We start from the raw sequence: 26,765 nt of genomic DNA, 5'->3' as shown, positions 1-26,765 counted from the left end.
ACCAGTGTGGTGCCGGGATCGATGTTATCAATGAGGATGGTGCCTGCCGAATCGGTGGTGAAGTAGCCATTACTGTTGCCGACCACAGTGCCATCACTCTCGGTCACGAAGAACTGCACATCGGAAATGGGGCTGTTATCCGCACTGGAAATCTTTTTAATGAGCAAGGAGCCCTTGGGGCTATTGCCGAAATAAACCTGTACGACCTCCTGCTCCTCGCCGGACAGATAGACTGTCTGGGGCGGGGTGTCGATGACGTGGGAGCCATCGCTGGAGAGCTCCTCGATGATATAAGTGCCCGGTTTACAGCCCGTGACAGTGAAGGAGCCGTTGGCCGAGGTGCGGTAGGTGCCGATGACCGTGCCGCCGGTGCCGCTGGTGTTACCCGAGAGATACCGCACCTGGAACACCGCGCCCTCAATGGCCTGCTCCGGGTGGACGCTGTCGTACTTCCACACGACGATAGCGGAGTTGGGACGGTTATAGATGCGGAAGGTGTGTCCCTCGCCGGCCGCGATGAATACCTCCTGCTTGCTGGATTCCGTCAGGCTGAACCCCTTCGGCGCCTCCAGTTCCTCGATCCGGAACCAGCCATCCCGAAGGGAAATATCCGGATCACTGAGAACGATGCGTCCCTCTTCATCCGTGTAAAACACGCCCAGGTCGTTGTACTCTCCGGTGGATGTGTTGTTGCTGGCGTACCAGACCTGCACGGGGACATTGGAGAGCGGATCATGGGTGATCTCGTTTTCCTTGATGATCTCGATGGTGGGCCGCTTATGATTCTCAAAGTATACGTCCCGATCTCTGTTGGGATAGAGCGTAACCAGCTGGGATTCCTCCGCCAGCAGATAGGGCTCCGGCACCGACTTTTCGACGACCTCTACCACGCCGGGCAGCAGATTTTCCACCACGGCGATGCCGTTTTCATCGGTTTCCGCCTCGGCAATGGAATGGCCGTCTGCGCCCTTCACGAGGAAGACGGTATGGGGGACCGGCTGTCCGCTGTCCGCGTCCCGCTTATGGATGATCAAATTGGGGCGTTTTTCATTGGTCAGGGTGATCGTGCTGGTCCGCCCGGGGAACAGTTCCACATGATACTCCTTGGGATCCAAAATGTGGTTTTCCAAAGTGGACTGCTCTTTTACGGAGTATACCCCAGGCTCCAGGTCCGAGATTAAGACCTCACCCCGATCATTGGTGGTGCGGTCAAGGTAATGGCTGCCATCTTCAATCTTTGCGATGCGGAAGGTAACACCCGCCAGCCGAGAACCGTCTGCGCTGAGCTTGATCAGCTGAAGGGAGGGCTTGATCGTATTGGTGAAAATAAACTGCGCATCCTCATTGGGCTTCAGATTGATGATGCGCTGAGCATCGTCGATGACGTACCCCTCACATGCCTTCTCGGTTACCTGAAAGACCCCGGCAGGCAAATGAGACAGGTCAATCTCCCCGTTCTCGTCGGTGATAAACTCCTCCGGCCCAAAGCTCCCATCTACTGCCTCGATTTCAAAGACTGCGTTGGCAATCACCTTGGAGGGGTCGGCGGAGTCCACCTTGATCAACCGCATCCCTGGCTTCATGTCATTGAAAAAGACCAGCTCCTTGATGCCGTCACCGGCGTGGAGTTCAACCTCCTGGGGCGTGGTATCCAGAACATAGCCTTCGTTTCCGGTGTCCACCTCGAAGGCCCGGTAGGTGCCGGGCTCCAGGTCAGTGAGCAGGATCTCCCCGAATTCATCGGTCTTGAAGTTGCCCAGGTAGTCGCCGTCCCGGTAGATGGCGAAATAGACGTCGGACATGACCACATAGTTTTTGCGGTCATACTTTACAATGCGCAGGCCCGGGAGCTCCTTGTTGATAATGGGAAGGGTAGTTGTCTCCCCGGCCACCACGGTGGCGGTGTAGACGGTGTCATCCCTCAGCCATCCCGTGGGAGCGGTCTTCTCCTGGATTCGGTAGGCGCCCAGGGGGATCTCGTCGAACACTGCCACGCCGGCGGGTCCAGTCTCCTGGGTGAAGGTCAGGCCGGACTCAATGTGCTCGATGGTAATTACCGCGCCGGGCAGATACTCGCCGGTGTCAGACCGCTTCTCAATGCGGAGGGAGCCATACGGGTCATTAAAAAATGCCACCTCGGCTACTTCATCGTAGACCACGGTGACATTCTGAGCAGGCTGCTCGCTGATGATATGGTTTGCAGGCGCGTCCCGTTCAATGACGGTGTAATTGCCGCAAATGGTCAGGGGGATTTCAATGCGTCCGTCATCCTGGGTAATAAATATGCCAAGGGAATCGCCGTCCGGCCCAATGACCTCAAAACGGGCGCCGCTGAGGGGGATCTCCGTCCCGGTCTCGTACTTCAGGATGCGGAGGCCCGTATCCGGAGGATCTTTCTCCGGCGTATCCGCATAGCTGCTGATGGCGTTGAAGTTCAGCGTTGTGGTGGGGTCGGTATCCACTACATAGTTCTGCAGGTTACCGTACTCATCTTTCTCCAGACAAGTGGCAAAGAACACAGCATAAGCGTACACCTCACAGTCCAGGGAGAGCTGGATGCTGCCCGCCTGGCCCTGGATGCTCTCCACCGGATACAGCACCTTGAAGGTCCCGCCGTGGCCGTTGTTCATCCACTCCGCCTTGATGGACGTGATGTCCTGGTTATTCTCGTCCACAATACGGGTGCCGGCGGGGACACTTGCGGGGTCAGTGAAGGCGATGTTGATGGCATAGTTGTTTACCCAGGTTTTGCTCCAGACGGTGAACTCCTGCTGCTTGTACTGCTTGCCGTCAATGGTGACCTCGTAAGCCGTGTCACGATCCGGCGTGCAGGTTACCTCCGGGCTCTTCATGTCGTTCCAGGCGGTGCCCTGGGCATAGATGTCCTTGGCTGCCGCCAGGATCTTCTTGGCCCGCTCTGCCTCGTCCCCGGACAGGTTGGGATTTACCGTGAGCTTGTTGATATCCCAGTCGCTGATAAGGTAGCTCCACAGCGCCATCTTGGTAGCGTAAAAGCCCTGGTATTTGTTTTCCAGGCCCAGCTCAGACAAGGGGCGGGTGGGGTAGCCGCTGGCCACAATGCCCACCACCTTGGGGTCGCTGCTTTTTTCCTCTGCCAGGTAGCGGACGCTTTCTCCTTCTCCCACCACTTTCTGTACTCCATACTGGTTAGGAGAGACACAGTACGCGGGGATTTCCTTGGTGCCGTTGCCGGTGTCAAACAGGTAATAGACATAATTCTGAGACTGTACCTGGCCATTCATGGCCAGGTAGTTCATGCGGTAGCCGCCGTTAAAGATGTTGACCTCGCCCAGAGCTTCTTCTTCCGATGAGGCGGCAAAGGCGCCGGCCGGCAGCAGGCCCAGGGCAAGCACCAGGGCCAACAGCATAGAAAGCAGTCGTTTCATTTCCATCCTCCTAGATTTCTACTGCCCGCACCATCCAGCGATAGGCGGGCTGGTTTGCGACACAGGTATACAGGGTGATCTGGTTCCCTGTGGTAGCGGCCAAGCCGCTGGTGTCCGTCTCCGGGATTTTGCTGACACTGGTCACTTCGTAGGTACGGGTTCCCAGCTTGGTGGTCAGGGTAATCACATCCCCTCCGGACAGCGTATGGATCTTACCGAAGTGGTTAGTCACACCCCTGTTGTGGCCTGCAATTGCCACATTGCCGTCCCAGATGCTGGTATCCGTAAAATGCCCGGCGCCTTTGGCCAAGGGGGTGCTGCCGGTACCCTCGTATACCTTTACGTTCACCCCAATGGAAGGGATCTTCAGCGTAGCCAGATAGCCGCCGGAATAGTAGAGGTCGCTGGTCACATAGGTATACCCGGCGGCAGTGCTGGCTCCGCCGGAGCTGCCGCTTGCTGCATCTGAGGCAGGCGGGAAGATAACAGGCATATTGCCGCCGGTGATCGTCCCAACAGCCATGCCGCCGGGGGCCAGATTGGGGGTCAGATAGGTGCCCGTCCCAAGGGTGTCCGCGCTGGGGCTGCCGAAGATAGGCGGGATCATCGCCGCATTCTTGCTCACATCCTCATTCTTCATCGCCCCGCCGTCTGCCGTGTAGATCACCTCGATAGAGGTGGGAGAACCATAGTCCGGGTCTCCGGGGGCATCAAACAGGGCTCCCACAAAGTTGTACGACTTTGTGGGAAAAGGAAGCGCAGCGGAATGAGCAAGCTCTGCCGCTTGCGGCGGAGCGAGGGATATGTAGCTTGCGCTGACGCAGTCCAGGGCGCTGGCAGGCAGGGCCAGGGCCGCGGACAGGCAGATGGTCAGGCAGGTGGTAATCAGTTTTTTCACTGGTCATCCTCCTCTCTTGTCTCTTGGCGGCGTCTCATAAACAAAGCCGCCCCGATCCCTACACCGGCCAGAGCCACAACGCCAAAGGGCACCGCAATGGGCAGCCAGTTGAACTGGGCAGAGGTGGGCTCCTCCGTTTCTGCCGGCAGGATGGGCTCCAGCGGCGTTCCCTCAAAGATGGCCACATAGCGCACTTTGTTCAGGGCGATCCGGCTGACCGTGCCAGTGTAGTCTGCCGTCACCGTGTAACCCTTCACATAACTGCTGGTGGCGGTGCCGGTGTAGGTGGCCACAGCGGTGAAGCGGTCCCCCAGAGCGTAGCCGTCCATACTGGCGGTGTTGTCCGTCTGCCAGTTGATGGTCTGGAGGGTCAGGGTGCGGCCGTCCTCCTGGATGCTCTTGGGGATGTACTGGGTGTCCTGGTTGACCAGGTTGGGGTAGGTTCTGGTGGCAGAGACCTCTTTGGTGGAGCTGCCGTAACCGGCCACCTCCACCCGAACGGTGGAAAGGTCCAGGCTGAGGGTGCCGGACAGGCCGTCGTCGGTGATAAATTCCTTCTCCGTGGGCAGCAGCGCCAGCACGGATTCCATATCCTTGTTCTTGCTGGGCAGGGAGACGGTCTCCGTATGCTGGCGGCTTTCGTTCTCCGGGAGCTCCTGCTTCAGCAGGTCGGTCAGGGTATAGTGGAAGCCATCCTGCTCAAAGTCAGAGCGGGGGATGCCCGCCGGGTCATCCTCCGGCCCCAGGTCATAGATCTTCTTCAGCTCCGTGCCGTCCTCGCTCCGGGTGATAGAAGTGGGATAGCACACCTGGGCGGAGGCACCGGCGCCCATCGGTTCCGCTGCCAGGGCCGCGGGGCACAGCATCGTTGCCAAAGTAAGCGCCAGAATGGAAAGGGATAAAGCTCGTTTCATCTTGTGTTCCTCCTTACATCGTCATGGCAGGGTCATTGTTTTCCTGCTTTTTCTACATGTTCTGAGCCTGGGTCTGGGTGTAGGCGTCCAGCACCTGCCGGTCAAACTGCTGCTTGAATTCCTTGGTGCAGGGGAAGCAGACATCCCGGTACGTTCTCAGCAGCTTTCTGCTGGGCATGGAGACGAAGAGTCCGTTTTTGCCCTCCATGATCCGCACATTCCGGACGACAAAGCAGTTGTTCAGGGTCACAGATGCGGTGGCCACGGTGGGGCCTTCCCCGCGATAGGGGTAGATCCTCACCTCCAGTTCCATGGGGGTAGCTGCGTTGTTGGTACTCATTTCTTTCTTCCTCCTGTCGTTGATGTATTTTGGTCAAGCCGCTCCAGGGTGCGGCGAACCAACAGATCGTACTCCCAGGGCTCGATCTCCAGATAACAATAATCGCCGCGCTCTGTCAGCCCATCCGCCCGGAATTTGAGTACCAGGGGATGGCTGGAAGCGTGGCGTTTCCATTCCTCTAGGGGGACCCAGCCCGTGCCGCCAATATAGATCCAGCGAATGGCGGAATCCGGGTCACGGTTGATGCTCAGCCACAAATACTTATCCCGCAGGTGCTTGGAAAGCCGGTTTGAACGCGGGAGCGGCGTGATGGCGTCGGAGCAGAACTGATATCTCAGGTTGAACTGTTTGATACAGTCCTGCGTGGCAGACTTTGCTTCCGGCAGGTCCGCCCAGAGAGGGTACTGCCGGTAGTCGGAGGCCAGGATATCTTCGCCCGCTGTATCGAAGGGAAAGAGCGGTACACACCGGACGAGCTCCAGGATATGCATGCTGTCTGTCAGCCCAAGGCGCTTGTCCTTCGAGAGGGGAATCTCTCGATAAGAGCGGATTGCCTCCTCCAGGGTGTCAAAATGCTGAATGGTCCACCCCTTGCGGAACAGCCCTTTCCGCCGCAGGGACATATCGTCGATGGTGTAATAAAAAACCTTCACATTATCCCTCCATATTCATCCCATTCATGCCGGATGTATGTTGCTGCGATTGGTGTGCCAAGAGCTGCTCCAGCTTCACACTGGCCCACTCCGGCAGGAATTTCTCATCCAGCACCCCCACAAACTCGGCACGGTTCCAGCGGGTCGTCTCACCGTCGCCCAGGCAGGTACAGCGGATAGAGCGTCCGATGGCGTGGGGGCTGCAGCCAAACCCGTCATGGGCATACCAAAGCTGGTTTTCCTGAGACCAGCAGGTCTCCCGCAAAGTATCAGGACTCAGTACCAGCACCTTTCCCTGATAGTCCAGCTCGGACCGGGAATTGGCCAGACAGTGCTCCGGGCCAAAGAGGTTCAGCTCCTGATAGGCCCTGCGGAACTGGGTCACAAAGCCATCCAGTACAGCAGGGTGGGACTCCACAATAAAACCTACCCTGTGGCCCACATCGTCTGGAATGAAGGTACGCTGCGCCCACCGTTTGTTGTCCGTTCCGAAACGGCCGTCCCAGTTCTTTTCCTGGATGGTGTTGGCCAGCACCCAGTTCACCCGCTTGAAGCCGAACTCCTTTACCACTTCCTTGGCACAGTCTGCTTTGAGGTGCATTCCGTCAAAGCCCTGCCGGATACTCTCCTCAATGGCCTTTTTGCAGGCAATGTTGGCCTGATAGCTGGCCCGCCAGAGGGCGATATCGCCTTCCCGCCGGGCGGTATCCAGGCCGTGGGTGTAGAGATAGGTGTCATTCTTCAATTTCTTCATCCTCCTGTGCCAACAGCATGCGCAGGCCGTCCGGGTTGGCGCCGCAGTTCAGAAGGTCATTCAGGACATCCTCATCCACATGGTCCAGCGGATCCGAAACGTCAGCGGTGCGTGCAATTTCATTGCTGGCGTCCACCAACTGGAGCATCATGGAATCGATTTTTTCCTGGAATAGGTCAATCATTTGTAGAGCTTCTTTCACCGAGAGCTTGTCTCGGCTGAGCAGGACGCAGCCCTTTTGGACATCACAAATCAGTTTTTCGCTTCCAACCAGGCCGGACAGTACCTTGATAAGGGGAGAGAGTATCAAGCCGGGTTTATCTAAGTCCGGATAGATTACAAACTGCATAGCAAATACCTCCTGTCTTAAAATCGTCTATGCCGCATCCGGTTCGTGAATCAGCTTATAATCCCTCTCCTCCCCTTCTGAATCGCCAAAGGGGAACAGGGTAAATTGCTGACCGTCACGCTTCCATTTGCGCGGGTCATAGTTGGTGATGATCAGTTCCTCATACACGCTGTCTGCCGTCTGGGACATACTGTTGGGACGGGTGGTGTAGAAGATGTAGAACTCCTTGTAGAGCTTCAGAATGAACGGGCAGAAGTTGTAGGACACCATCACGCGCCCTTTGCACTTCATCAGTACGTCGTGGAGCCGCTGATGATCTTCCACCGGAAAATCCACTGGGTAGCAGTCTTCCGCCTGGTAATAGGGCGGGTCACAGTAGAAAAACGCATTCTCCCGGTCATACTGCCGGATCAGGCTCTCAAAGTCCTTGTTCTCAACCACAACATTGGCCAGTCTGCGGGAGCACTCCCAGATCAGATGGAAGAAGCGGCGGATATCGCACGGCTTTCCGGCAAACGCCTTTCCGCCCCCGCTGAAGCTATAGCGGATCAGCTTGAAGTAGTCCGCCGCCCGCCGGACGTCCCCCCGCGGGGAACGCTCCAGCAGCAGCTTCCGGATCATCTCCCGTTCCGGCGGTTTCAGATATACCTGGGTCAGCTCCAGCTCCTCCTCCAGGTAGTCGTCGGTAAACTCATCCTTTGAGAAAAATTTATGAAGCACCTCAAAATCGTCCCTGGAGTTGAGGGGGAGAAAACCCAGCTCCTTCAGCAGGGCCATCGTCCGGTTCTTGACACAGCAAAACAGATTGGTCAGGTTGCTGTTGTAGTCGTTGTAGACCTCCAGACAGCCCTTGCGGATAGGCCGGTCAAGGGTTACCGTCCCGCTCCCGCCAAACACGTCGATGAAACGGGGATACCAGGGCGGCGCCAACTTTCGGATCAGCCAGAGGAGCTTGCCCTTTCCTCCCACCCAGGGAATAAAGGACCTGGCGATACGCTCTCACCTCCCCGCCGGAAAACCGTCCAGGGCTTGCTCCAAGCCCTGAATCGCCGCATCCAGCCCGGCTCGCATTTTCTTCAGATTTCGGATGGTTGCATAAACTTCCCCTGCGGTCTGGGCATAGAAGTAACCGTTCCGGTCACTGGCAATGGGCTTGCACTCCTGCCGCAGACGATTGACTGCTTTCCTCAGTTCTGTGCCGTTGAGATTCAGAGTCCGCCCCAGTTCTTTTCCTCCCATACAGCGGTCCCGTCCAAGGCAGACCCCTTTCAGGTAGGACAGCACTCTCGCTTCCCGATTCATGGTTTTCCTCCTTTTCCGGGCCTGTTTTCCCGAAAAAGGGCACAAAAAACGGGGCCGCTTGTCCCTATCGGAAAAACGGCCCCTGTATGTGATATGAGATTGGTTACATGGTCATTGCCGGTCCATGCTCCGGCTTACTGTACTCGTAGTTGAGTTCTTGCCCATTCCAGGCAACATAGCCGTGGTCTGTGGCAGACAGGCCAAACTTCGCCATATGATGCTGGGCGTATGCTACGGTGTCAAAGCACTGGTTGAGCAACGGGTCCTGCCCGAGTATGCCCTCCTTGCGCGCCAACTCCGCACCGTATTGAGCGAAGTCCACGCCGCGGGGGATGAATTCATAGCAGTGGAGATTCTGGGAGAGGTCCAGAGCCTGGTCCAGCCGGTGGCAGTCCTCCAGCTCCAGCACTGCCTGCCATTTCTCCAACCAGTGGGCTTCCCCCTGGCCCTGTTCCGCCCAGACATAGCCGAAGTCAATGGCGTGCCGCACCAGTTCTCCGGCGGAGTCATACTGGGAGAGGATATTTGTGAGCTGGGGCAGGGCACAGTCCACATCCACCGCAATGCACTGCTCCAGGGTCTCCGCATCCAGGGCGTCCAGCCCCAGGAGCAGTTCATCCGGGTGAGCGGTGTCCATGTATTCTCCCGTGTCAGGGAAGCCCACCCAGACACCTTCCAGGTTGCTCCGGCTGGCCAACTTAATCCGGATGGCATAGTCGCCAGTCGCGGGCAGTACGGCATCTGGTTCCAATTCGGGGAGCGAGTGGCCGGGGCTGATGCGTTCCACATAGTGGCCCTCCAGAAAACATCCGTCTCCGCTTTCCCGATAGGCAGTCCCAACAATCTCCGGGTCAAGATAACCTCGTGCTGGGCGAGTAGGGATGTGAATATGCTCCATAACGAATCGCCCCAGGGCTACATCATCATCCGCACCATAGAGGAGTCGGTATTGATCCAGTCCGATCAGAACCCGGAGGGTCTCCTCAACGGTCTGCGGATGCTCCAGCTGCATAGCGCCCTGAAACAACAGTCTCTCTTTCACGGTCATGCTTCCGAACCGCTGCTCCAGCCAGTCATGCTCAGACTTGCCCATCTCCATACCGTCCAGGGCATCGAAGAGGCTGGCCCTCATAGTCCCACCTCCATGCTCGGACCGCCCTGGCTCTGGGAATAGCTCACATCCAGATCACTGTGCTGCACCACGTATCCCCTGGAGGTAAAGACGCCGCCCTCTTCCATCCTGGCCTTGCGGCCGATGGCCCCATAATCCAGCAGTTCGTATACCTCCTCCGGCAGTCCGGCCGGCAGGACTGGGAAGTCGTTGTCCACATAGAAATGGCCCAGCTGTTCATCATTCCCGGCCTCTGCAACCACATGGCAGCAATCCACACTGTTGGCCAGGTCGATCAGACGGTTCAGGGGCAGCTCCTCCATCCCCTTGTCCAGATCCATGCGGACAAGGCCCTCAAAGGAGGCGTTTTGCCAGGGTGTCAGGTCTGCCAGCTTACAGGCCAGCAGATTCAGCTCCGTCAGCTTCATATCCTCCGGCAGATGCCCTGCCAGGTAGTCCCGGCCGCAGTAGTCCGAGATCTCCACATAGAGCGGCTGACCGGTATTCAGCTCCAGCAGGAGGCCGTTCAGCTTTTCCTGTTCCATGGGCAGATCCGTCAGCCTGCCCAGCGGGCTGTCCATTTCCAGCGGGCTTACATATACAGAAAAGGTTTTCTTCAAAGCAATCACTCCTCGCTCGGGCAAAATAATGGGGCGGGATGATCACTGCATGGTCATTCCGCCCTGGGTGTGTTCCGTGGGGTCAAAGTTCTCCTCGGCGCTGAGCCGCTCCTCGACCGCCTTCATGTATGCGTCATAACACCGGGAATACTCGGCGTAGTTTTCACCGCCGATCTCCTCCAGAAATTCCTGCTTGAAGCCCCAGAGCGGGTATTCGCAGAAGCCGCTGTATTTCCGCAGCCCGGTATCCACCGCGATTCCCTGGTTCAGAAGCTGCTGCGCGAAGCGGCAGTTGTTGGTGTCGATGTAGGCGCTGTTTTTCAGCCCGATGAATTCCCCGAAGGAGACCGTAAGGGTTGCATAGGGTTCCATGCCATAGGGCTCGTCCACGATCTCATCCAGAGCAATGGCCAGGCCGGGCAGTTCCTGGCCCATGAAGTCGCGGACGGAGTAGAGTTCCACTCTTGGCTGCAGTTGTACGCGGTTGCCAAAGATATCGGTAATTTCAAGTGTCATATCGGTTCCATCTCCTTTTTAGCCGATGGTCATTCCACCATGCTGCTGTGATTCGTAACATTTGGGGTCTGCTCCCGGCACATTCCACCCACACATACTTCCGGTGAGCATGGCCTGCTCCTGAGCGGGTGTAATACCACGCTTTTTGTTGTTGTAATCGGCCAGGCAGCGGTTTTGCTCCGGGCTGTCCGTATTCCAGTCGCTCACGTAGTATCCGCTCTCGCCCCGTTTGATACAGATCAGGGTTCCGTCGCTGGGCAGCACCGTCCAGCACAGGTCCGGCAGGCGGGATTGTGCGTCCGGCGAGAATCTCTCCGTCTCTGTCTGAATACTCCAGTCGCTCGAATTCCAGAGGCTGACATAGAGTTCCCCTTCATCCAGTTCGATGGGGCGCTGCTCGAAGCCCTCGCCCCAGCCATCTGAGGCTTGGCCTGAAATGTATTCAGCCAGGGCTTCTTTTTCCTCCGGCAGAAGTTCACCAATTACCTTGCACTCCGCCACGCCCCAGAGCTGTCCATCCCGGTCTTCCACCTCAAATACCACTGACTGTACCTTTGCCTCTACACCATCCTGCTTATCATACCAGTGCATCAGGCCCCGGGCATCCTCCTCTGACGTCCGGTTTTCCAACAGTGCGTCCCGGATATTACCCGCAAACTTCCGAAGCTCCCGTCCATCCAGCTCATTGCCGTACTCCTCCATATCGCCCCAGTCATCGCGGCCATAGAGTTGGGCTGTGAGAGGCATGTAGAACTTCAGTGTCTGAGGCTCCAGAGGCAGAACCCTGAAGCGGTCCTCGCCGAAAATTAAGGCAAGCCCGCTGCCGTTATCCCACTTGACGTGGAACTGTCCGGCATCATCGATGTCTTCCAGTGTGCCCATACTGCCAGGGGCAATCGGGTACGGATCGCCTTTCATCTCGATAAGCCGGATACGGCTCCCCTTGGGATATTGATCCCGCAGGAAGTCCAGCCATTCCTTTTCCACAGTCACTTTACATACCCCCCATATTCATATTTTGTGCGGAGCTGCTCTGTACCAGCTCCTGATGCAGCTGATCTACCGCCTCGTAAATGACCGGATCCGTTTTGAAGCTTTCCAGCTTCTGATAGTCTGTAAAGAATCTCTGATCCCCACCTGCCATGTGGACGATATCCACAGTTGCGATGGAATCCTTGGTGACGCCGAGGCGTTTCTCCAGGGTGTCACAGTTCTGGTAGATCTGGATCGCCTCCTCCAATGTCAGCTCACAGAGAAGCTGCTCCTGGGCGGTGTTGTAGTCTGTCAGCACAAACCAGGCGTAGGTGTGGGGGAGGGATGGGTCTGCTGCATCCCGAAGCATCTGTGCCCCCTTCTCCGTCAGGCCATAATCGCACACCTGCTTGGGATTTTCCTCGCCGGCAAAACCCAGGATGATATCATCCACAGCCTTTTTGACCTGCGGGCTCTCGGTAAGGGTTTCATACCGGAATCCTGTCGTATTGCGGTACGGCAGTTCCTCTCTGATGGTTCGGAGATACTGCTGTGGGTCAGTAAACTCCTGCTTGGTACCATCTGCATAGGTCACCCGGCCTACCAGCTTTACCTGATGGGCCAGCTTCTGCTGCTGCTTATCATAGCAGTACAGGTATCCCTGGTAATCGCCGGGACTGGGGGTGCAGCGCAGACAGTAGCGGTAGCGGCCTGTCTCCACCACGTAGCCGAAGCTGCGCCCATCTCTGGTGATGGCTCCGCCGTTCTGGGCACAGAAGCTGCGCATCGCCGTCAGATCTTTCAGCGGCCCATCCGTCCGAAGGGTATCCACGATGGTTTGCAGTTCATCCTTAAACTCCGGGGTGTTGAGCTGATCCTCGTTGTGGGGCCACCAGGTATGCCAGAACTCCTTCCCGTTGTGGCCGAAATCCATACGGATATGTCCTACCGTCCCCAATGCCTTGTCCTGTTCCGCGTCCAGTTCCGAATAGAAAAGGCCCGCCTCCTCAAGGGAAGCGGGCCTCAACAGGACTCCGTTTTCACTTGTTCTCGCTGCGTGTTGGTTCATCGGTTTCACCTCCTTCCTCTGGTAAGCACACAACATACCACACCGTGGGAGAAATATCTACTGCATTTCCATCACCTCCTTATCTGTTCTGAACTTGCGGCCATCAGCGTCACATAGTCGGTTCCAGGCCAGGGCTATCGTATTCGTCCAGGCTTTGCATGAACCGTTCCCTATAGTCCGGCACCAGCTCCTGGATCCTGTCTTGGATTTCTTGAATAGCCTTCTCCTGTTCTCTGGATAGCTCACAGCTGAATGCCACATAGGAGCACTGCTGATAGATCTCTATGAGCTGCTCAGGCGTAAACTGCCGTTCATAGGGAACAAGCCCTGACCGGACCGCAAAGTCCTGCTTTGCTCCAGAATAGTCTCCTTCGTAGTAATGGCCTTGGTTGAGACCGGAGTGGTTAAAATCCCAATCCCAGGTGACAAATTTAGCGCCGTGGTCTGTCTGCCGTCCAGCCAGTACTGTACCATTGAATTCGATCAGTGCCCTGTACGGCTCGTGTAGCCCAGCCGCGTTGAGGATAGACGCTCGCTCCAACAATGTCATGTATTCCTGGACAATTGCGGCCGAATCCGTGACCCTTCTGCAGGCCGCCTCTCGGTCCAGAGTAGTCACATCATCCTGGTTGTAGAAAACGCTACCGCCTGCATTAACCCGGCACAATCGTCGGCCTTCATACTCCACAGGGAGGTGGCCATCCTGTTCCGGTTGCGTGGTGAACCCAGACTGTCCCAAGACAATCCCCAGTTCGTTAAAATACAATTCCTTGTTCATTTTCCGACCTCCTTGGGCTGGCGCCCTTTTTGGTTTTTGGGGGGAACAAAAAAAGGGCGCTGCTTTGATGATCATCAAGACCAACAAAACGGCGCCCTCAATTTCGTGAAATATTTGCATATGAAAAACGGCGCCCTTTTTGAAAATGATTCCTTCAAAAAGGGCGCCGCATGGTTTTGTCTTTGCCAGCTGCTGAAAAATGGGGGTTCGAATCCCATCAGTTAGGGGGAAACAGCGGTTGGCATCTATGGAAGAATCCATGGATTTTCGGGCTAAAAAAGCCCGGAAACGGTTGATGCCACTGGCTTTTCGCCAGTGGCATCTATACCGTTTTGATTTTATGGTGACCCGTCGGGGATTCGAACCCGGCATATTATTTCGCTTAATCGGCTGTGGCTCTAGGTATCCTCGGAATCTGTGTGTAAAATCGTGTGCAAAATGTTGCTGAAATAGGCGTCTACCTGCTGGGCAGCTTCAGCACTCTCGGCGCTCATTGTGTGCTGATAGACGGTCTTGAGCATGTTGTCAGTGGCATGCCCCATGCGCTCCTGGGCGTACTTGTTTGGGACGCCCAGAGCCAGCATGACCGAGGCATTGATATGCCGCAGATCGTGGAAGCGGTAGTGCTGCACACCGGCTTTTTTGCACACGGCCTGGAACCGGCAGTACAGAGAACGCCTGGTGAGCTTCACAAGGTGTTCGCCTGGCTTGGGATCCATCAGGCTCCTGATATAGTCCGGGAGCGGCAGATCCCGCTGGGAGCCATAGGTCTTTGTGCCCTTCTCGCCCTCGTCCACCAGTGCCCGGCGGATATGGAGGACGTTTCCGTCTACATCCTCACCCTTCAAGCCCAGGATCTCCGACATCCGGAGGCCAAGCCAGACGGCCAGCAGGATGGGCAACTCCTCCTTTGTGCTCCTGGCGGCTGCCATGATGGCCTGCACATCCTCTCCAGACGGCACGGCTGCCTCATAGCGCTTCTTCTGCGGCAGTGTGGTGCGCAGCACCATGTCGGGCCGATAGACGGCCAGAGCAGCGCTGAGGAGGCCGTGGGCGTTTCTCACGCTCTTTGGCGACTTGTCCTTGGCCATCTTGTTCACGGCCCGTTGGACGGCTTCCTGCGTCAGCATGGACAGGCGGATACCCATCAGCTCCTGGAGGGCGTGTTCCCGCAGCCGCTTGTACCCAGCTACGGTGGCAGGGGAGAGGACGCTGTCCTTGCTTTCTATATAGCGATCAATGGCATCCCCTACGGTCATGGCCTGAGGGGATTTATTCTTATGGATAATCCCTGCCTTCAGAGCCAGGGCCTTGGCGTGAGCCACAGCGGGATCCTGATCTACCACACTGATCCGCTGGCCATTGACCATCACCTGACAGCGCCAGGAGCCGGATGGAAGCTGCACCGGCGTCGGATTCTTCAGCTTTGCTTTCATTTCCAATCTCCTTCTCTTTGCATGGAGAGTAAAATGCTTTTTGTGCTGCTGCATACGATAAGGTGAAAGGGTTCCAAGACTGTACAGGTTCATAAACATGTGAAAGGGCCGCCCAAAATGGGCGGCCCTTTCGGATGATTTTTCAAGTGCCGGCAAGCGGCTAAGTCTTTTACAGCGCCGGTAAACGGCTCTGTTTGCTTAATCATCCTATCACAGGATATGCAAATTGTCAAGTTTGTTGCATGTCCTCGTACACCCAATTATTTCTTTTCGTAAGTATAAAGCTCTTTCACTTTTTGGTCCAGTTTGTCCAATGCAGCATCAGAGAGATGGATGCTTGCCAGAGAATCAGATGGATAAAGGGGATCGTAAATGCGAATTTTACTGACTGTAGTGATCTGCCCGACTAGCGCTATGCTGCCACGTTTCATTTTCCCAATTTCTTTCTCGAGCCGCATCACATTTAATGCCTTGCGTTTCCAAATTTCCAGTTGTTCTCGCAATACCATAATCTCCGTGCGTCGTTCTGCCAGGCGGATCTTATAGTCAGGTGCGGAAGGATCAAATGGATTCGCCTCTATTTTGTCAAGTTTTGCAGACAAGGCATCCTGAATTGCTTTTATATCAGCGGTCGCAGCGGTCAGCTTTTCGCTCAAGGTCAGATAAATCTCGTCTCCAAGACTAATCTTAGTAAAGTGCAAATTGTCCAAATCAGTGCTTTCTTTAATTGAAGTGAGGGGTATAATGGTGACGGTGTTAGAGGACAGTGCATTTTTCACATCCAACACAACAGCATAATGCAGGCCACCTTCTTCACTTCCGATTCGGTAACCGAGATGAACTTTTACAATAGAACCCCGCTTATAACGAACCAGCTTTTTAGGGTCAAATTCATCTTCTTTACGGAGAAAACGAACATAGTCACTGATCCAGTAGGATAAAACGCGACACCGCTTTGGATCGAGAGAGTCTAAAAAAGCAGATAGATCATCAAGTGCTTTTTCCTTTAGCTCATTTGGCTCCAAGATTATCACACCTTTCAATTATCCTAAATACCTGGGTGGAGGTGTTTTTAGCATGGCCGGGGCGAAAGCCCCGGCTCTTTTTATGTTTCAGACCATGTCCGGGGGTGATCTTTCACAGGCCACCACTTGTCAAATGCAATTATATGTATCGCTGGAGAACTTCTGCAAGCTGGTCGTGATAGCCTTTGAGGTCATAGATATCTGCGAGAGGGTACTTGATGTCTTTTTTGTTCTCATCTGGGATAATTAGTGTTTTGAGATTCTCGGTTAGGCGAAGCCGACAGATCCACTTCCTGGTGTTCGCTTTATACAGGATGTTGATATACGATTCGGTATCCTTATAGGTAATGTCATGGATATCTACAATATCAGACAAAAGATTCTTGATAATGAAAAAGGCCTCCAACTCTTCTTCGGTTGTGACAATGTTGGGGGCCTTTTTCTCATCTTCCGGCTGCTCTGTAACAGTGGTAGCAGGTTCTTCAGCTGTTTTGCTGTCACTGATAGAGACGTTGCCCCCGCTGCCTCCCAAGGCAGTTTTGATCTTATCATTCATCATTTCACTGATAAGATCGTTGAGTGCTTTTTTTAAAATGGGACGGAATTTTTCCAAAACACTTTGCGTTTTCGGGGCGGAGTAGCAATCCTGGAGGAAAAAGCGGAGAAGATCGTCAGAGGGGTTATTGAGCTGCTCGGTGAAAACTGACTTGAATTCGTGAACATATTTTAGCTCAGATGCGGTGCTAAAAATGGAGTCAATATCAAAAACAGACTTACAGAATTTTTTGAGTTCAGGAACCTGATTTTCCCGGATATCAAGAATATTGATAGTCAGGAAGGGGTCATCATCCATTTTGTTTGGGTTATCCAGATCCGTATAGAAACGATATACAATGCCATTTGTAAGGATAGCGAACTTTGCGGTAGTTGTTCCAAAATAACGGAACAACTGAGAGTCGTGCCTATCCAGGTTTTCAGATATCGACTTGCACTCTATGAGGATTACCGGATCGCCATCTTTGATGATGGCATAGTCAACTTTCTCACCTTTCTTAATTCCCACATCTGCAGTAAACTCCGGGACAAATTCCTGAGGATTGAAAACATCATACCCGAGCATGGAGAAAAAGGGCATGATAATGGCCGTTTTTGTGGCTTCTTCTGTGGAAATTGAATCTTTCATACTCTCCACACGCTTTGAAAACTGCTTTAGTTGGTCAATAAAATCCATGCTAAATCCTCCATCCTCTCTCTTTTTGTGTCCAACTTGGACACTTTTTTATTTTATCTTCCGCCGCAGTTCTACCACCACGCCGATGATCTGGACGGGAAGGGATTCGATCTCGCCGGGGGAGTAGATGCGCGGAGGATAAACCGGATTGGTGGGGCGCAGCTCCAGGCTGCCGTCCCCTTTTATCATGACCTGCTTGAGGGTGGCCTCTTCGCCGTTGACTAAGACGGCGCAGTCGTCGCCGCTCTCGCAGGTCGTTTCTTTGCGGAGGATGACAGTGTCTCCCTCCAGATAGCGGGGGTACATGCTGTCCCCTTTGACCCGAAGACCAAAATACTGCCGGTCGCCGGAGCCCCAGGCCGCCGGGATCTCCTCCCAGTCCAGAATGTCCTCAATGGCCTCCAGTGGGATGCCGGCCGGGATGGTGCCAAGTACGGGAATACGGATGCCGGCAGAAGAACTACCAGAAGCCTCGCCCAGCAGCTCGCTGGTGGTCACCCCAAGGTAGTCAGCTAGCATCTGTACCTTGGCCACAGAGGGGATGCTCCCCTTTTTTATGTTGTCCATAAAATTACGGCCAGCGCCGCTTGCTTCGCAGGCAGCAGTTGGGTTTGTACCCTTGGCTTTGCAGATGGCCTTTACATTTTGCACAAAAATATCAATGTCCAAGGGAAAACACACCCTTATATAAAGAATTTGACAGAATGACAAAAAACATAAATTTAAGGATATTGAATTGACAAACATAAATTTACGGATTATGATTATGCCAGAATGAAACCACAGGTTGCCGGTCGGGTAGGTGTCCGCCGAATTTACGGAGTGCAAACCGCCTGTTGCCAGGCAGCAGGGCGATAATTCACCTCGTCGTCAGTAGGCATAAAGTTGAGGGAACGGGTGAAACCAGAAGTAGCCTCGGAAATACCTTCCATGAGGCTATTAGCTTCGCGCAGGGCAGAGCCAATGCCTTCGTAGTCACAAAGGGCCTTAGACATGCCAGAAATACCGATGGACATCCAAATTGTTACTCTGCTACAAGCAGGGACGGGTCATTTCTGCCCGCCTCTCATAGTTACCTATGAGTTCAGACTGTGCCTTCATCCCGGTGGGATGCTCCGTGTCCAGTCGTTACGCCTTCCCTCTAAAGGGCTCGGCTCGGCGTAGCCTATCGCCGGAAACCTGTGGTTTTATTCTATCACATGGAAGAAATATGAACAAGCCCCAAAGGAGGTGAGGCTGTATGAGGATCAAGGAACTTAGAGAGGCCATGGGGTTGACCAGGGTACAGTTAGCGGATCGTCTGGGCGTTTCGGTTGTTGCTGTGCGGAAGTGGGAGCTGGGTATGGCAAAGCCCAATGCGGACAAACTCCCGGCATTGGCTGATCTGCTTCACTGCACTATCGACGCCCTCTATGGCCGGGAAATATCCAAGGATGGAAACTATGCGGCGAGCTGAGAAAGAAGGTGAGCGGGGATGGAAATGCGGATTATTGGGACCCCAGATGAAATTGCGGCGTTTGTAATGGAGCTACAAACGCCGCAGGCGGACCTGAATAATCAGGTTATGAATCAGATTGCTGATGCTCTGGATCAGAAGCTGCACGCTGGTATTCCTGGAGCATGAGCCGGCATACCCTGGCAGACAGTTTTGTGACGGCGTTAGCCATCGCTTCCGCCCCCTGGCCTTCGTCGCTAGCATTAAGCTGTTCCAATACGGCTCTCTCGATTTGATCCAATTCGTTGGTGCTCAACTGACGCATAATTTCACCTCCTCCCTACCGCCCACATTTTACCACTGGCGGTGGAGGGGAGCAAGATACAGCCATTTGACGCCCTCTATGGCCGGGCCAGGCCGGAAGAGCGGGAGGCCAGCTGATCTTATAACCATTTTACCCCAATGAGGAGGGAATAACCATGCCGGAGGAGAACCGGAATACTTACAAAACCTATCGTAAGGCTGCCGGACTGACGCAGGAAGCGGCAGCGGAGCGGCTGGGCATCAGCGTGGAGAGCCTGAGGGCATATGAGACCGGCCAGCGGATTCCATCCAATGATGTGGTGGAGCTGATGTCCATTCTGTACAACGATCTGAGCCTGATCGTCCGGCATGTCCATTCCACAAATAACCTGTATAACCGTGTGGTGCCGGAGATCCAGCCCAAGTCCGTTCTGGAGGCCAGCGTGAAACTGGACAATCGCTTTGATGCCTTTATGGCTGCCAACAGCCTCCGGCGATTACTTAGGATCGCAGAGGATAACATTGTTGATCCTACCGAAAGGTCGGAGTTTGATTCCATTCAGGAGAAGTTGCAGGGCCTCATGGAAAGCATTATGGAGCTGCGGTGCGCCCGACAGGAAGGAGGAACAATATGCCGAGAGTTGCCCTGACCGCCGCCCAGCGCGAGGCGGCCAAGATCGCGGACAGGCACAAAGCCCTGTCAGATGGCTTGCTGATCTATAAGGCCGTCCATCGGATCACCTTTGCCCAGCAGGCCAAGGCTCTGGGGATCAACCCAAGGACCCTGAGCAAGGTCATCAACGGGGAACCATGCCAGCTGCCTCTGCTGGCCGTCTGGCGGATGCTGGACATGGCCGGGCTTTCTCCCGACAAGAAGGAGGGTGGGCCCGGTGCGAAGGCATAAAAAGAGGCCCCGCTGTCTGCGGGCACAGACAGCAGGACCAAACAATGGTTTCGTGCATGAAAACCATAATTATGATAACACAAAAGGCCTGAATTTGCAAGGGGAGGGATCAAAATGTGGAGCACCAATCAGTGGCAGCCGCTGGATCTGCGGCGGAGGGCCCAGCTGGGGCCATTTGACGGCGAGTTGATCGTCCTGCACATGATCCCCAAGACGCAGGCCCGCAGCGAGCGGTATTATGTTGGGCGTATGGAAAGCTTCCAGGGACATACATACTTGAGAGGCTGCGGCTCCACCGTGACCATGGCAGGGCTATGCAAGCATTATATCTTGCGGTGGGTCAGGCTGCGAGAGGACGGTGAGCCATGACGGAATATCATTTCAATGCCGAGCTGGCTCAACACCATGGAGTGAATGGAGCCATCTTCCTCCACGCCATGGCCTTCTGGATTGCCAAGAACCAGGCCAACGGGCGGCACTTTCACGAGGGACGTACTTGGACATACAACACTCTGGAGGCTTTGGCCAAGCTGTTCCCGTTCTGGACCCGCCGGCAGGTGGAGCGAATCGTGGCCAAGCTGAGGGAGGAGGGAGTACTGCTCACCGGTAACTTCAGCCAGGACAAGACGGACCGGACCGTGTGGTACGCCCTGACGGACAGTGTGCTGGAGGTGTATGGACTCCTCTCAGTTCCCATTTCACCGGAAGGTGATATGGAGCCGCCGGAGCTGGAAGCACCGGAAGCGCCCATTTCACCATCTGGTGAAATGCATTTCACCGAATCGGGACAACCATTTCACCAGACGGGGAAATGTAATAAGGAAACAGTTACTGACCAGTTAGATAATATACCCCCTATAGTCCCCCAAGGGGACAAGCCCGTGCGAAAAAAGCGACAGCGGAGTCCAAAGTCGGAGCCGACCTGGAAGCCGGAACGGTTCGAGGCATTCTGGAACTACTACCCGAGAGGGGAGGACAGGATGGGAGCAGTGGCGGAGTGGGACAAGCTCCGGCCGGATGATGCCCTCATTGACCGAATGGCCCGGGCGCTGGTCCGGCAGATGGCCAGCGAGGAGTGGCAAAGAGGCATCGGCATCCCCTACGCCTGCCGGTGGCTGCGCAAGCGCCGGTGGGAGGACGTGCCGTCCCAGCTGCCGGCGTCTGGCTCTCCGGCTGTACAGGTGGTGCAGCGTGAGGAGGTGCCCACATGGTGAGCCTGGAGGCCAACGACCGCCTCTCCAACCAGGAGGCCGTGCTGGGTGCGCTGCTCATTGAGGACAAGCTGATCGGACCGGTGCTCAGCAAGGTGTCGGAGCGGGACTTCCTGGATGATACCTACCGGCAGATTTTCCTGGCCATCCGGGCCCAGTTCGTCAGCGGCAGGCCGGTGGACCCGGTGACCGTCCGGGACCGGCTGGGCGGGGGAGAGGACTGGAGTAAGCTGCTGATCCAGATCATGGAGGACACCCCCACCGCCGCGAACATCTGGGAGTATGTGCCCCGGATGCAGGAGCAGGCCCGGGTGGTTCAGGGCCGGGGGATTGCCCAGGAATTGGCCGAGGCCCGGGATATGGAGGAGCTTCGCCGGGGGCTGGACAAGCTACAGGCCCTCACCGTGGAGCGGCAGGACGTGCGGAGGATGAACATGGAGCAGATGCTCCAGTCCTTCTGGCAGCGGCACACCACGCCCCACCGGTACATGACCTGGGGCCTGTCCAAGCTGGACGAGCAGCTCTTTGCGGACCTGGGGGACATGGTGGTGCTGGGGGGCTACCCCTCTGCCGGTAAGACCGCCCTGGCGGTGTCCTTCGCCTACCATCAGAGCGAGGCCAAGCGGGTGGGATTTTACTCTCTGGAGACCAGCCGTTATAAGCTGGCCGACCGGCTGATCTCCAACATGGCGGGGATTGAGATGGCTGCCATCAAGCGGGGTTCCCTCACGGAGGAGGAGTGGGCCCAGGCGGCCGACGCGGCTCCCAAGATTATCAAGCACCAGCTGGAGCTGGTCGACGCCTCCGGCATGACTGCCAGTGACATCCGTGCAGATGCCCTGGCCAACCGGTACCAGATCGTCTATGTGGACTATCTCCAGATCGTGGAGCCGGAGACCAGGAAGGCCAACCGCACCGAGCAGGTGTCCGCCATCAGCCGGACGTTTCAGCAGATGGCCCACGGAAACGGTGTGCTGGTGGTGGCCCTGTCCCAGCTGACACGGTCGGAAAAGACCAGGGACGAGAGCAAGTATATCGAGCCCACCATGAGCGACCTGCGGGAATCCGGGCAGATCGAGCAGGACGCCGACGCCATCCTGCTGCTCTACCTGGAGGACCCGTCCAAGCCCAACGAGAGCCGCCGGGTGCTCAAGCTGGCCAAGAACAAGGACGGAGAGCGGGGGCGGATGTACCTCGCCTTTGACGGGGCCTATCAGCGGTTCCGCCAGTCCGTGGTGGATCAGGCGGCGCCCAAGGTGACTCCCTTTAAACGGCCCAGGCAGTACAAGCAGGTCAGCTTTGCAGACAGCTTCTGGGAGGGGATCTATGCCGACGATCCAGATGACCCTTTCAGGCCGACCGAACAAAATCAGACCGGTGGTGCCGACGGGCAGGCAAAGCCGGAATAAGCAAAAGGAGGATTTTGAGCATGAAAACCTTTGCAATCGTGAATCGAAAGGGCGGGGTGGGGAAGACCACCACCGCTGTCAATCTGGCCTATGTGCTGGCCACCAGCTGCGGCCTGCGGGTGCTGCTGGTGGACGCCGACGGGCAGGCCAACGCCACCCAGATTCTGCTGCCTCCCGGCGAGTACGCCGGCCTGGGCGCTCTGCTGCGGGGGTACGCGATCTGCTACGACGAGCTGGCGATACATACCGATGTACCCGGGCTGGACGTGCTCCCGGCGGCGGAGGACCTGTGGGCTCTGGATCTGGAGGCCGCCGGGGGGGACCGGGGGCGGTGCTACCGTGCTGTGCGGGATATGCGGGAGGCCATGGAGGAGGACGAGGCCTATGACGTGATGGTCATAGACTGTCCGCCCAACCTGTCCGCCGCCTGTGTGTCCGCCATCCTGGCCAGCGACGCCGTCATTATCCCCGTGCTGTCCGACGCCTGCTCGGTCACCGGCGTGGGTGATCTGGTGGATCAGATCGCCAGCCTGCGCTCCCTCCATCCGGAACTGCGGGTGGCCGGGATTCTGGTCAATCAGTGGCACCGCAGCCCGGTGGTGGAGGATTCGGTGGCCTACCTCCGGGAGGAGGGACATGTGCCGGTCTACGATACCGTGATCCGCCGCACCGACAAGGTACCGGAGAGCTCCTGGGCCCGGATGGCGGTCCAGCAGTGGAGTCCCTTCTGCTCAGCCGCCCGGGATTACCGGGCCTGGGTGGCGGAGCTGCTGGAAAAGGAGGGCATCAAGCATGAAGGCTAATTTAGGTCGGATTGTTGCCCAGTCTATGACCAAGGCTGCCGAGGGTCGTACCATTGAGGTGATTACGGGGGAACTTTTAGACGCCAAGCGGGCCGGGGGAGAGGCAATCCTTACCATTGGCCGGTGCCTGATCGAGGCAAAAGACATGCTCTCCCATGGCGAGTGGTTGCCATGGCTCACCGAAAAAGTGGAGTTTTCTCCGCGCACAGCTCAGAACTTTATGCGCTTGGCACGGGAGTGGTCAAATACGAACGCGCTTTCCGATTTGGGGGCCTCCAAAGCATTGGCGCTTTTGGCTTTGCCACCGGAAGAACGAGATCAGTTCATGGCGGATCATAATGTCATCGACATGAGTACTCGCCAGCTGGAGCAGGCCATCAAAGAGCGGGATGAGGCAAAGGCCGCCGCCGAACACGCCGCAGCGGATCAGCGGGCTGCGGAACAGGCCCGGGACAAGATGGCGGAGGATATGAAGTTCCTCAATATCCGTTTGTCTGGAGCCAACGAGGATCGGGAGCAGGCCATGCAGGCCGTTGCCCGTCTGGAGGCGGAACTGGCCGAACTGAAGGAGAAGCCGGTTGAAGTGGCCGTGGAGACGGTGGTGGATCAGTCTGCCATCGACAAGGCCAGGGCCGACGCCATCGCCGAGATGCAGGCTAAGCTGGATAAGGCCAAGGAGGCCAAAAAGAAGGCGGAGGAGCAGCGGCAGGATGCAGAAGTGGCCCTGGCCGAGGTCCGCCGGAAACTGGAGGAACAGTCCAAAGCGGAGAAGAAGGCCGCCATGGCAGGGGATAAGGAACTGGCCCAGTTTGAGGTGTTGTTCAACCAGGGCCAGGAGCTGGCCAACAAGCTGCGGGGCCTGCTGATCAAGGCCCGGGGCAGAGTGGACAAGACCGCCGCCCAGGGCATGGAAAAGGCCCTGCGGGCCTTGGCAGATGCCATTGGGAGGTGTGCGGAATGAATACTTGGTATGAGCAGGCGGAAACCCGCCTTAAGGAAGAATACGACAAGGTCAAAGGCCAGAAGGAGTCCGCCATGAAGTCCGCTGTCCGGGATGCTCTGTTGGAGTTCTGCCGCCAGAATGAGGAGTTCGCCCAAGCGGTGGCTCAGGGTGGCTCCTTCCCGGACTGTATGGCAGCGGTGGCCAAGGGGGTGGGCAGCTCCCTCTCTGATCTGGAGGCTTATCGACGGGCGGCAGCATTCTACTTTGACGGGGCCAGGGTCAACTTCACCATGACCATCCAGCTTGAGCCGGAGGAACCCGAGGCGGATCAAAAGGGCATCCTGCTGGATCTGACCGACTTCTTCTGAGGGAGGCGAGTGAGATGCAATCAGAAGCCACGCGGGCCACTTGGCTGGCAAAGCATGCTCCGCGTTTGCGGGAAGAAGATCTGGAGCGCATCAACGACATCTATCCAGCCTACCTGTTCCGCTGCCGGAAGACCCGGGAAATCTGGACTACCTGCTGTGGGCAGCATATCCATGTTTCTGATACGGATGATGCCTGGAAAGAGGTGATGGAGGCGCCTCACCACCGGGAACCGGAATCCTGGGAAGGACACGCATGCTACATAGGTGCTATGAGCGGGCAGCTTCCCCCAAAGCCGAAACTGGTTGCCTGTCCCATCTGTGGGAAGAAGGCAAAAGTGAAAGAACTGGGGCGCACCGGGAAACGGGATAACCTGTACGCCTATTATCGGGTGGTGGTTCTGCGGGCAAGGGAGGGTGCTCTGTGGGCCATGGCCTATGAGAGCAGGAAGTCTTACAAAGATGTGGAGTCGTTGACTGCCCGCCCACAGGTGGGTCTCCTGCGGGTCTATCGTTTTCTCCCTGGCCTGGCTGAAAAGGCTAGCCGCCTCTTTAACGGATATCCATGGACGGGCTATGTGTCGTTGGATGCTCCACCCACCAAGTTGCCCCTTCCCATAGGGGAGCCCTTCGGCTGGTGCTCCGCTGAGGGTATGGGATATACCGTGATCAATATAGACGAATTGCAGAGCAGCCCCTTCCGCTACTGTCAGACCGAGGCTTATTTGGGGGAGAAAAAAGAGCCTCCTCGTACAACAACGCTGATGCGTTATCTTACCCTTTGCACCCAGTGGCCGAGGCAGGTGGAGATGCTGGTGAAGCTGGGCCTTGAGAAGGCGGTGGATGACCTGATCCTGCACAAAGTGTGGAATAAAGCTGCTTTCCGATGGGCGGAGCCGGATCCCCAAAAAGCGTTTGGTCTGAGCCGCACGGAGCTGAAAGACTGGCTGGCTCAAAAAACCTATTTTGAGTACAGGCTGGACATGGTGGTATGGTACAAGCGGCTGCGCCGGGCAGGGCTGAAAATCACTTTTGCCGACCTGGAGGAGCTGCGCAAAGAGGCGTCCAGCGTGATGGGACGTCTGGTGGTCAAAATGGCCCGGTACAAGGTGGTGCCTGCACGTTTACTTTCCTATATCCGGAAGGAAAAAACACGGAAAGGCCAGAAGCGGATGACACTCAGCACCTTGCTCACCGAATGGGTGGACTACCTGGAGGACGCTGCGCTGCTGGGCTATGACTTGACCAATCCCATCTGGCTGATGCCGAAAGAACTACACGCCAAGCACATGAGCATGATGGGGCCTGCCGGAGCGGTCCGTGAGAAGAAAACGTCGGAGCGGTACCTAAAGCGGCTGAAGACCCTTGTCAGCCGTTATACCTTCAGCACTGACCGCTGGCTGATCCGTCCACCGATGTCAGCCATGGAAATTACAGCAGAGGGGAAGGCTTTGCACCACTGTGTGGGCGGCTACGCGGATCGCCATATCAAGGGGACCACCACAATCCTGTTTCTCCGCGACCGAAAGAAACCTGGTAAACCTTTGGTGACCATTGAGATGAGCGGAAATCAAATTATGCAGATCCACGGCTATCGTAACGATGTCGACGAAGCCGTCAAGCCAAGTGTAAAGTACGCCGGTATTCTGGAGCCGTGGCTGGCCTGGCTGGACGGAGGCAGTAAGCGGGACAAAAAGGGCTTGCCGGTTCTTCAGCTAAAGAAAGAGGGTGCGGCATGAGTAAGGAACCGATTCTGCTGAAAACGGGAGATCCCTGCCCCATATGTGGAAAGCCCATAAAAACCGATGACCCGGAGACGTTGCTTTTTCTGTCAAAGCTGGCGGAATTTATGCAGGAGGAGAAAGTGGGTGAGGGGTAATAAAGTGTGATTGATTGCGCTCCGGCCTTCTGCCGGGCGGGATCGCTCACCCGCCCGGGCCTCCTTTTGCTTCCCGGGCGCCCTGTTGATCTGAAGGCCTGCGTACCAACGTGGGGTAGTAGTAGGAGATACGGGGCG

At 56.2% G+C, this 26,765-nt stretch carries 31 protein-coding genes; 10 read left to right on the top strand and 21 right to left on the bottom strand.

The features are described from left to right. The 20 genes from E0E41_RS06405 to E0E41_RS06310 form a co-directional block, all read right to left on the bottom strand. Nucleotides 1–3,407, bottom strand: a 3,407-nt coding sequence (locus E0E41_RS06405) for a SpaA isopeptide-forming pilin-related protein (protein ID WP_130870787.1), incomplete at its 3' end; no start/stop codon positions are given. A gap of 10 nt (nucleotides 3,408–3,417) precedes the next feature. Then, on the bottom strand, nucleotides 3,418–4,305 hold the full coding sequence (locus E0E41_RS06400) for a class D sortase (RefSeq protein WP_130869232.1): 888 nt from the start codon (nucleotides 4,303–4,305) through the stop codon (nucleotides 3,418–3,420). Continuing rightward, nucleotides 4,302–5,219, bottom strand: coding sequence for a cell wall anchor protein (locus E0E41_RS06395; RefSeq protein ID WP_130869231.1), 918 nt, complete (start codon nucleotides 5,217–5,219; stop codon nucleotides 4,302–4,304). The genes E0E41_RS06400 and E0E41_RS06395 overlap by 4 nt, the downstream gene beginning before the upstream one ends. A 52-nt stretch (nucleotides 5,220–5,271) precedes the next feature. Continuing rightward, complete coding sequence (locus E0E41_RS06390; protein ID WP_130869230.1) at nucleotides 5,272–5,559, bottom strand: SpoVG family protein; 288 nt, start codon at nucleotides 5,557–5,559, stop codon at nucleotides 5,272–5,274. After that, the gene (locus E0E41_RS06385) at nucleotides 5,556–6,212 is read right to left on the bottom strand and encodes a hypothetical protein (protein WP_130869229.1); all 657 of its coding nucleotides are present in this window, start codon (nucleotides 6,210–6,212) and stop codon (nucleotides 5,556–5,558) included. The genes E0E41_RS06390 and E0E41_RS06385 overlap by 4 nt, the downstream gene beginning before the upstream one ends. A 1-nt stretch (nucleotide 6,213) precedes the next feature. After that, on the bottom strand, nucleotides 6,214–6,966 hold the full coding sequence (locus tag E0E41_RS06380) for a DUF3849 domain-containing protein (RefSeq protein WP_130869228.1): 753 nt from the start codon (nucleotides 6,964–6,966) through the stop codon (nucleotides 6,214–6,216). Next, nucleotides 6,947–7,315, bottom strand: coding sequence for a hypothetical protein (locus tag E0E41_RS06375; protein WP_130869227.1), 369 nt, complete (start codon nucleotides 7,313–7,315; stop codon nucleotides 6,947–6,949). The genes E0E41_RS06380 and E0E41_RS06375 overlap by 20 nt, the downstream gene beginning before the upstream one ends. Nucleotides 7,316–7,342: 27 nt before the next feature. Next, nucleotides 7,343–8,284: a DNA adenine methylase gene (locus tag E0E41_RS06370; protein ID WP_130869226.1), complete on the bottom strand. Its 942-nt coding sequence runs from the start codon at nucleotides 8,282–8,284 to the stop codon at nucleotides 7,343–7,345. Nucleotides 8,285–8,314: 30 nt separating this feature from the next. Continuing rightward, nucleotides 8,315–8,617 carry a hypothetical protein gene (locus tag E0E41_RS06365; RefSeq protein ID WP_130869225.1) on the bottom strand — a complete coding sequence of 101 codons (303 nt, stop codon included), beginning with the start codon at nucleotides 8,615–8,617 and terminating at the stop codon, nucleotides 8,315–8,317. 103 nt (nucleotides 8,618–8,720) lie between these two features. Continuing rightward, entirely contained in the window at nucleotides 8,721–9,749 is a 1,029-nt protein-coding gene (locus tag E0E41_RS06360) for a hypothetical protein (RefSeq protein ID WP_130869224.1), read from the bottom strand. Next, nucleotides 9,746–10,348: an antirestriction protein ArdA gene (locus E0E41_RS06355; RefSeq protein ID WP_130869223.1), complete on the bottom strand. Its 603-nt coding sequence runs from the start codon at nucleotides 10,346–10,348 to the stop codon at nucleotides 9,746–9,748. The genes E0E41_RS06360 and E0E41_RS06355 overlap by 4 nt, the downstream gene beginning before the upstream one ends. A gap of 42 nt (nucleotides 10,349–10,390) precedes the next feature. Continuing rightward, nucleotides 10,391–10,864, bottom strand: a complete 474-nt coding sequence (locus E0E41_RS06350; protein WP_130869222.1) for a DUF4313 domain-containing protein — start codon at nucleotides 10,862–10,864, stop codon at nucleotides 10,391–10,393. A gap of 18 nt (nucleotides 10,865–10,882) precedes the next feature. Beyond that, nucleotides 10,883–11,857, bottom strand: a complete 975-nt coding sequence (locus E0E41_RS06345; protein WP_130869221.1) for a DUF4314 domain-containing protein — start codon at nucleotides 11,855–11,857, stop codon at nucleotides 10,883–10,885. 1 nt (nucleotide 11,858) lies between these two features. Then, nucleotides 11,859–12,905 (bottom strand): hypothetical protein, encoded by a 1,047-nt coding sequence (locus E0E41_RS18735; RefSeq protein WP_207303201.1) that lies wholly within the window; start codon nucleotides 12,903–12,905, stop codon nucleotides 11,859–11,861. Between the two features lie 109 nt (nucleotides 12,906–13,014). After that, nucleotides 13,015–13,683, bottom strand: coding sequence for a hypothetical protein (locus E0E41_RS06335; protein ID WP_130869220.1), 669 nt, complete (start codon nucleotides 13,681–13,683; stop codon nucleotides 13,015–13,017). A gap of 398 nt (nucleotides 13,684–14,081) precedes the next feature. Then, entirely contained in the window at nucleotides 14,082–15,119 is a 1,038-nt protein-coding gene (locus tag E0E41_RS06330) for a tyrosine-type recombinase/integrase (protein WP_165450515.1), read from the bottom strand. Between the two features lie 260 nt (nucleotides 15,120–15,379). Continuing rightward, a complete protein-coding gene (locus tag E0E41_RS06325; protein ID WP_165450514.1) occupies nucleotides 15,380–16,144 on the bottom strand; it encodes a type II toxin-antitoxin system PemK/MazF family toxin in 765 nt (254 codons plus the stop codon). Between the two features lie 139 nt (nucleotides 16,145–16,283). Next, nucleotides 16,284–17,375, bottom strand: a complete 1,092-nt coding sequence (locus tag E0E41_RS06320) for a type I restriction endonuclease (protein ID WP_130869217.1) — start codon at nucleotides 17,373–17,375, stop codon at nucleotides 16,284–16,286. 48 nt (nucleotides 17,376–17,423) lie between these two features. Further along, nucleotides 17,424–17,942: a LexA family protein gene (locus E0E41_RS06315; RefSeq protein WP_165450513.1), complete on the bottom strand. Its 519-nt coding sequence runs from the start codon at nucleotides 17,940–17,942 to the stop codon at nucleotides 17,424–17,426. A gap of 248 nt (nucleotides 17,943–18,190) precedes the next feature. Next, nucleotides 18,191–18,391: a hypothetical protein gene (locus E0E41_RS06310; protein WP_130869215.1), complete on the bottom strand. Its 201-nt coding sequence runs from the start codon at nucleotides 18,389–18,391 to the stop codon at nucleotides 18,191–18,193. A gap of 224 nt (nucleotides 18,392–18,615) precedes the next feature. Here E0E41_RS06310 and E0E41_RS06305 point away from each other — a divergent pair, with 224 nt between their 5' ends. Next, complete coding sequence (locus E0E41_RS06305) at nucleotides 18,616–18,831, top strand: helix-turn-helix domain-containing protein (RefSeq protein ID WP_130869214.1); 216 nt, start codon at nucleotides 18,616–18,618, stop codon at nucleotides 18,829–18,831. A 106-nt stretch (nucleotides 18,832–18,937) separates the two neighbouring features. Here the strand turns inward: E0E41_RS06305 and E0E41_RS06300 are convergent, their stop codons facing one another. Continuing rightward, nucleotides 18,938–19,135, bottom strand: coding sequence for a hypothetical protein (locus E0E41_RS06300; RefSeq protein WP_130869213.1), 198 nt, complete (start codon nucleotides 19,133–19,135; stop codon nucleotides 18,938–18,940). A gap of 154 nt (nucleotides 19,136–19,289) precedes the next feature. Here E0E41_RS06300 and E0E41_RS06295 point away from each other — a divergent pair, with 154 nt between their 5' ends. The 9 genes from E0E41_RS06295 to E0E41_RS06255 all read left to right on the top strand — a co-directional run bounded on the left by E0E41_RS06295 (nucleotide 19,290) and on the right by E0E41_RS06255 (nucleotide 26,487). After that, the gene (locus E0E41_RS06295) at nucleotides 19,290–19,763 is read left to right on the top strand and encodes a helix-turn-helix domain-containing protein (protein ID WP_130869212.1); all 474 of its coding nucleotides are present in this window, start codon (nucleotides 19,290–19,292) and stop codon (nucleotides 19,761–19,763) included. After that, on the top strand, nucleotides 19,745–20,017 hold the full coding sequence (locus E0E41_RS06290) for a hypothetical protein (RefSeq protein WP_130869211.1): 273 nt from the start codon (nucleotides 19,745–19,747) through the stop codon (nucleotides 20,015–20,017). Before E0E41_RS06295 ends, E0E41_RS06290 begins: the two co-directional genes overlap by 19 nt. Before the next feature lie 114 nt (nucleotides 20,018–20,131). Next, nucleotides 20,132–20,386, top strand: coding sequence for a hypothetical protein (locus E0E41_RS06285; protein WP_130869210.1), 255 nt, complete (start codon nucleotides 20,132–20,134; stop codon nucleotides 20,384–20,386). Further along, nucleotides 20,383–21,231, top strand: a complete 849-nt coding sequence (locus E0E41_RS06280; RefSeq protein ID WP_130869209.1) for a hypothetical protein — start codon at nucleotides 20,383–20,385, stop codon at nucleotides 21,229–21,231. Before E0E41_RS06285 ends, E0E41_RS06280 begins: the two co-directional genes overlap by 4 nt. Continuing rightward, the gene (locus E0E41_RS06275) at nucleotides 21,225–22,637 is read left to right on the top strand and encodes a replicative DNA helicase (protein ID WP_130869208.1); all 1,413 of its coding nucleotides are present in this window, start codon (nucleotides 21,225–21,227) and stop codon (nucleotides 22,635–22,637) included. Before E0E41_RS06280 ends, E0E41_RS06275 begins: the two co-directional genes overlap by 7 nt. Nucleotides 22,638–22,657: 20 nt before the next feature. Beyond that, nucleotides 22,658–23,440: a ParA family protein gene (locus E0E41_RS06270; RefSeq protein ID WP_130869207.1), complete on the top strand. Its 783-nt coding sequence runs from the start codon at nucleotides 22,658–22,660 to the stop codon at nucleotides 23,438–23,440. Beyond that, nucleotides 23,430–24,401 carry a DUF3102 domain-containing protein gene (locus E0E41_RS06265; protein WP_130869206.1) on the top strand — a complete coding sequence of 324 codons (972 nt, stop codon included), beginning with the start codon at nucleotides 23,430–23,432 and terminating at the stop codon, nucleotides 24,399–24,401. The genes E0E41_RS06270 and E0E41_RS06265 overlap by 11 nt, the downstream gene beginning before the upstream one ends. After that, nucleotides 24,398–24,751, top strand: coding sequence for a hypothetical protein (locus E0E41_RS06260; protein WP_130869205.1), 354 nt, complete (start codon nucleotides 24,398–24,400; stop codon nucleotides 24,749–24,751). The genes E0E41_RS06265 and E0E41_RS06260 overlap by 4 nt, the downstream gene beginning before the upstream one ends. 428 nt (nucleotides 24,752–25,179) lie before the next feature. Beyond that, complete coding sequence (locus tag E0E41_RS06255) at nucleotides 25,180–26,487, top strand: PcfJ domain-containing protein (protein ID WP_207303200.1); 1,308 nt, start codon at nucleotides 25,180–25,182, stop codon at nucleotides 26,485–26,487. The last annotated feature ends 278 nt before the right edge of the window (nucleotides 26,488–26,765 follow it).

The organism is Intestinimonas massiliensis (ex Afouda et al. 2020) (assembly GCF_900626285.1).
Classification (GTDB): Bacteria; Bacillota; Clostridia; order Oscillospirales; family Oscillospiraceae; genus Flavonifractor; species Flavonifractor massiliensis_A.
Note: the sequence above shows the minus strand (reverse complement) of the source record. Positions and strands in the feature narration are given on the sequence as shown.

Excerpts from the sequence above, each read along its gene's own strand:
- E0E41_RS06360 (WP_130869224.1), bottom strand. The coding sequence starts at position 9,749 with ATGAGGGCCAGCCTCTTCGATGCCCTGGACGGTATGGAGATGGGCAAG.
- E0E41_RS06285 (WP_130869210.1), top strand. The coding sequence starts at position 20,132 with ATGTGGAGCACCAATCAGTGGCAGCCGCTGGATCTGCGGCGGAGGGCC.
- E0E41_RS06295 (WP_130869212.1), top strand. The coding sequence starts at position 19,290 with ATGCCGGAGGAGAACCGGAATACTTACAAAACCTATCGTAAGGCTGCC.
- E0E41_RS06265 (WP_130869206.1), top strand. The coding sequence starts at position 23,430 with ATGAAGGCTAATTTAGGTCGGATTGTTGCCCAGTCTATGACCAAGGCT.
- E0E41_RS06315 (WP_165450513.1), bottom strand. The coding sequence starts at position 17,942 with ATGGACAACATAAAAAAGGGGAGCATCCCCTCTGTGGCCAAGGTACAG.
- E0E41_RS06270 (WP_130869207.1), top strand. The coding sequence starts at position 22,658 with ATGAAAACCTTTGCAATCGTGAATCGAAAGGGCGGGGTGGGGAAGACC.
- E0E41_RS06310 (WP_130869215.1), bottom strand. The coding sequence starts at position 18,391 with ATGTCCATCGGTATTTCTGGCATGTCTAAGGCCCTTTGTGACTACGAA.
- E0E41_RS06395 (WP_130869231.1), bottom strand. The coding sequence starts at position 5,219 with ATGAAACGAGCTTTATCCCTTTCCATTCTGGCGCTTACTTTGGCAACG.
- E0E41_RS06330 (WP_165450515.1), bottom strand. The coding sequence starts at position 15,119 with ATGAAAGCAAAGCTGAAGAATCCGACGCCGGTGCAGCTTCCATCCGGC.
- E0E41_RS06350 (WP_130869222.1), bottom strand. The coding sequence starts at position 10,864 with ATGACACTTGAAATTACCGATATCTTTGGCAACCGCGTACAACTGCAG.
- E0E41_RS06375 (WP_130869227.1), bottom strand. The coding sequence starts at position 7,315 with ATGCAGTTTGTAATCTATCCGGACTTAGATAAACCCGGCTTGATACTC.
- E0E41_RS06335 (WP_130869220.1), bottom strand. The coding sequence starts at position 13,683 with ATGAACAAGGAATTGTATTTTAACGAACTGGGGATTGTCTTGGGACAG.
- E0E41_RS06320 (WP_130869217.1), bottom strand. The coding sequence starts at position 17,375 with ATGGATTTTATTGACCAACTAAAGCAGTTTTCAAAGCGTGTGGAGAGT.
- E0E41_RS06290 (WP_130869211.1), top strand. The coding sequence starts at position 19,745 with ATGCCGAGAGTTGCCCTGACCGCCGCCCAGCGCGAGGCGGCCAAGATC.
- E0E41_RS06260 (WP_130869205.1), top strand. The coding sequence starts at position 24,398 with ATGAATACTTGGTATGAGCAGGCGGAAACCCGCCTTAAGGAAGAATAC.
- E0E41_RS06280 (WP_130869209.1), top strand. The coding sequence starts at position 20,383 with ATGACGGAATATCATTTCAATGCCGAGCTGGCTCAACACCATGGAGTG.
- E0E41_RS18735 (WP_207303201.1), bottom strand. The coding sequence starts at position 12,905 with ATGAACCAACACGCAGCGAGAACAAGTGAAAACGGAGTCCTGTTGAGG.
- E0E41_RS06380 (WP_130869228.1), bottom strand. The coding sequence starts at position 6,966 with ATGAAGAAATTGAAGAATGACACCTATCTCTACACCCACGGCCTGGAT.
- E0E41_RS06390 (WP_130869230.1), bottom strand. The coding sequence starts at position 5,559 with ATGAGTACCAACAACGCAGCTACCCCCATGGAACTGGAGGTGAGGATC.
- E0E41_RS06300 (WP_130869213.1), bottom strand. The coding sequence starts at position 19,135 with ATGCGTCAGTTGAGCACCAACGAATTGGATCAAATCGAGAGAGCCGTA.
- E0E41_RS06275 (WP_130869208.1), top strand. The coding sequence starts at position 21,225 with ATGGTGAGCCTGGAGGCCAACGACCGCCTCTCCAACCAGGAGGCCGTG.
- E0E41_RS06255 (WP_207303200.1), top strand. The coding sequence starts at position 25,180 with ATGGCCTATGAGAGCAGGAAGTCTTACAAAGATGTGGAGTCGTTGACT.
- E0E41_RS06365 (WP_130869225.1), bottom strand. The coding sequence starts at position 8,617 with ATGAATCGGGAAGCGAGAGTGCTGTCCTACCTGAAAGGGGTCTGCCTT.
- E0E41_RS06305 (WP_130869214.1), top strand. The coding sequence starts at position 18,616 with ATGAGGATCAAGGAACTTAGAGAGGCCATGGGGTTGACCAGGGTACAG.